2 protein-coding genes are annotated in these 4,530 nt (G+C 33.3%); one reads left to right on the plus strand and one right to left on the minus strand.

Annotation, left to right across the window (positions count from 1 at the left end):
- On the minus strand, nt 1–391 hold a 391-nt coding region (locus tag ACKI5C_RS03295), incomplete at its 3' end, for a TetR/AcrR family transcriptional regulator (RefSeq protein WP_407431798.1).
- Nucleotides 392–628: 237 nt separating this feature from the next.
- Here ACKI5C_RS03295 and ACKI5C_RS03300 point away from each other — a divergent pair.
- Nucleotides 629–4,530, plus strand: a 3,902-nt coding sequence (locus tag ACKI5C_RS03300; protein WP_407431799.1) for a right-handed parallel beta-helix repeat-containing protein, incomplete at its 3' end; no start/stop codon positions are given.

A 4,530-nucleotide genomic window follows, 5' to 3' on the forward strand; every position in this document is an offset into this window, starting at 1 on the left:
GGAGGATTTGGCATAAATCCTGAAAATTTTCATGAGCAAATCCATTTGCAGTCAAAATCAATAATATGGTTCTGTAGTCTATTTCATCATCAATAGATTCAATATTGATTCCGGTTTGTTTCTGCTTAAAAATTTCAGCCATGACATCATGGATTTTTTCTTTTGCATTACCATTTATCTGTCTGAGTTTGTCTATATTGAATCTGTAATAATTCATATAATATTTTTCAATAAGTTCATCGTATATTTCTTCCTTATTTGAAAAATAGTGATATATTCCACCAATTGCAATTCCGGAGGATGCACTTATTTCTCTAATAGAAATGAGAGAGTCTTGTTTTTCTATCATTAATTTTAAAGTATTTTCTAAAATTAACTGTTTTGTATTCATACATTAAACAATTTATATTTTATAGTTATTAAATGATATAGAGAACGAACGTTCGGTTGAAGTGTAAAATTAATTTTAAGAACAAACGTTTTGTTATATTGGAAAATAAAAACTAAATTTATAGTTTTAATTCCTCAAACAACAATAAGTTTATAAAACAATAAACTGAGAAATATTATTGAGTAAATTTTTTGAATGAATATTCTATAATTACTTACAAATTTGAGGTATTTTAAAATGAAGAAAAAAACGATAGGGATATTGCTGATAATCCTTGTATTGTTTATAAGTATTGGCGCAATTTCAGCGGCTGATGCTAATGAAACATTAATGGAAGAAGTCAGCGATACCGAGATAGCAGCAACTTCTGTTGCTGTTGATGAAGACAACGCTATTTCGCCGGAGAGTGAAAGTGGCGGAGATGTTGAAATTAATGTAACTGATAGTCGAGATGAAAAATCAATTTCGAATGAGGTGAAGGTAACTTCCAAATCAAATGAGGTGCTTTCCGCTTCAAACGATGATGTGCTTAAAGCATCATACGGCTGTTTTTTATATGCTGGAACCTGGTACGAAGATTTGGATGATGCTGTTGATGAAGCTTGTGATAATAATGGAGGAACAATATTAATTAGAGGCGGCACATACGGTTCCGATTCGGACGATAGAGGAATTACAATTAGTGATGGAGTATATTTAACATTTGCCCCCTATGATTCAGGAGCAGTTATTTTTGATGGAAGCAATAATGCTAATTGGTTCTTTAGTATAAATGATAAAAATGCACACGTTACATTCAACAGTATAACCTTTAGAAATGGAGGTGCATTTCAGGGCGGTGCTATTGAAATTGATGAAGGGTATTTGACCGTGAACAACTGTATATTTGAAAATAATAAAGCTTTTACGAATTTAGCTGGAGGTTATGGCTGGGGTGGAGCCATATTTATTGATGATGATTCATGTTCACTCATAGCCAGAAATTGCCGGTTCATAAACAATAAAGCAGCATCCGGAGGAGGAGCCGTCTGTATTGAAGGTTCTGGATCCAGTGCCTCATTTGAATACTGTTATTTTGAGGGCAATAAAGTGGGTGATGATGTTAACGACGCTCATAATAAAGATGGAGGAACCCATTCATTTTACTATTGTGATTTTAAAGGAAGCATAGATGGAGACTTTGATTATGAGGTAGATTATGCAGAAAGATCAGTTACAATGACTCCTGATGTGAATGATGATGTTAACTATGCTGTTTTATATAAAAATGGTAATTTCTATGATAGACAAGCTTGTAACGGTAATGGAATCGATACTGCAACTTTCACTGAATTGGAAGAGGGTTCCTATACCATTTACATGATGAAAAATGAGGAAAAAAGATATAGTTATCCTAAAACTACTTTTAGGATTATAAATGGTTCTTTTATTTTAAATGGCACTGAAGTATTTGAAAATTTAAGTGCTGCCGTAAATGCCATTCCTAATGGTGGGTCTGGTGTAATTACTGTTGCAATGGGAACTTATACTGAAGCTGAAAATTTTAATGTAGTTATTGAAAATAAAAATGTCACAATTAGACCTAAAGATAATTCTTATGAGTCCGTCATTTTTTCAGCAGATTCTCAAAGTTATTTGTTACAACTAAACCGAAATTCTCAACTTATTATGGAAGATATAATTATAACCGGTCACTTTTCAACAGCGGCATTATACTTCTATGAGTATGCGGAGAGTATCATTTCAAATTGTGAATTTAATAATATTACAACTAATGGGATTTATTATATCAGTGGTTCTAACAAGGAACCTGGACGCCCGATTTATGCGAGGTATTCAAATTTAACACTGAATGATTGTACTTTTGAATCAAATAGCCATGTAGAATTTAGTTCTAAAAGCAATGTAATTATAGATGATTGTACTTTCACTTCCAATTCTGCAAATTATGGTGGTGCCATTTATGCTGATAGTAATTCAAATTTAACTGTAACTGGCTCAAAATTTACCTTAAATGAAGGCTCCTTTAGTGGAGGAGCAATATCTGCCAGCAATCTTAAGGTCTCTGATAGTGAATTTACATTAAACTCTGCTGCTTGGGGAGGAGCAGTTTATATAGGATATGGTACCAGTATCCTAAACATTACTGACAGTGTTTTTGATTCCAATAATGCAAACATGTATAGAAACATATATGCATCCCCACAAGTGGAATATGATTTAAAGTATAATGAATATGATTTGAAGTTTAAAATAAATGCAAATGATGGTTCATATGGTAGTGAATATATTCTTGAGGGCACTTTTGATTGGGGTTGTAATTTAAATGAAAATTATACTCTTTTAGCCGGAGTTTTAGATGATGAAACTCTATTCGGAGATGTTATTAACTTTGAAAGTACTAAATTTAAAATAAACCTAGGCATGCTGTCTGGGGGAACACATGAAATCATAATGCCGGGATTGAATACTCAAAGAGATAGTGTGGATTATTTCTATGGCCATGACTATTATTCTGATTTATGGGGAAATGAATTCTATTTAAATGAGACAGGATATGCAAAAATATTTATTGATAAAGCAAGAACAATATTAAATCTTGAAGTAAATAATGTATTAATACCTGAAACACCTGTTTTAAATGTTAGTGCTAATTTTGATTACAATTACACTATTTTTGTTGGAAATAAATATTATCAGCTTGAAGTTGTAAACGGTAAAGGAAGCATGCCGCTGCCAGGCCTTGATTTAGGAAATCATACAGTTGTTGCTATGCGCGATGCTGATGAAAACTTTTATCTTGCTATGAATTTCACAACATTTACAATTTCTAAAACCTACAGCAACTTCCTCGTCGTAAGTACAAATGTGGAATATGATACTTTAGCTGAAGCTGTAGCCAATTCCGGTGATGAAGATACAATATATATTAAAAATGGCACATATAACGACGCAAAAGTAGTAATATCCAATAAGACTTTAGATATTATTGCACTGGAAACTGTGGTCTTTGATGCGCAGGGCGGCGATGCGAATTTCATAATAGTCAGTGAAAATGCTGAAGTCTATATTTATGGTATAACATTCAGAGGACTTCACAACAGAAATACAAATTATGGAGCTATAGTCAATCACGGAGATCTTTCACTGGATTCATGTAATTTTACAGACAATAAGATTACAAAAACATCCTTTGCCGGAAACGGTGGAGCAGCCATATTTAGTGACGGAGAATCTTTAGAAATTGACAACTGTAATTTCATAAATAATGTCGCTCCTTTAAAAGTAAGTACTGCAGCAGTCACATCCTTAGGTTATGAAGATATTTCAATCACAGATTCCAAATTCATAAACAACACTGCACGTGAAGGAGGAGCAGTTCACTTTAAAAACATATCCCAATTTGAACCAGCAATCCTTTCATGTGATTTTGAACAGAATACTGCTGTTAAAGGATCTGCAATATATATTGGAAACAATTCCAGATATGCATCTGTAAGCCTATCTAATTTCGTGAAAAACAATATCAAAAATAGTTTAGGAGAAAAAACTCAACTCGAAGGTGGAGTAATATATGTCAATGCCAACACTACTGAAGTAACCGTGGATATTAGCCTATCCAATTTTGAAAACAACTCCAACAAGGATGTAGACGGAGGAGTCTTATGTCTTGACGGAAGTTCAAATGCATACATTGACAGCTGTGTCTTCAATAACAATAGCGGTAAGTTGGGTTCTGCAATTTTAATCAAAAACCCATATAATAAAAAGCTTTCATTAATTGTAGACGGCAGTAACTTTGTAAATAACCATGCAACCACCGGAGCCATTGCAACCTCCCCTAAAGTTACAGCACTACTTGACGAGTGTATTTTTATGAATAACACTGGAGAGAACAGACATATATACAGCAATGGATTTACCGTGGCTCATGATACTGTTTTTGAAGTTATCGACGCTAGCTTAAAAGCACCAACTGTTTCATATGGCAATAACTCAGTAATCAAAGGTACAGCAGATCCTGGTGTCAATATCTACACATTAGCAAACTTAACCGTTGATGGTGAAAATGTCACTGCAGAAATTAAAAACAATGCATTTACCTATAATGCAGGTGTATTGAATCATGGAAAACATAC

Origin of the sequence: Methanobrevibacter sp. (assembly GCF_045646045.1) — an archaeon.
Classification (GTDB): Archaea; Methanobacteriota; Methanobacteria; order Methanobacteriales; family Methanobacteriaceae; genus Methanocatella.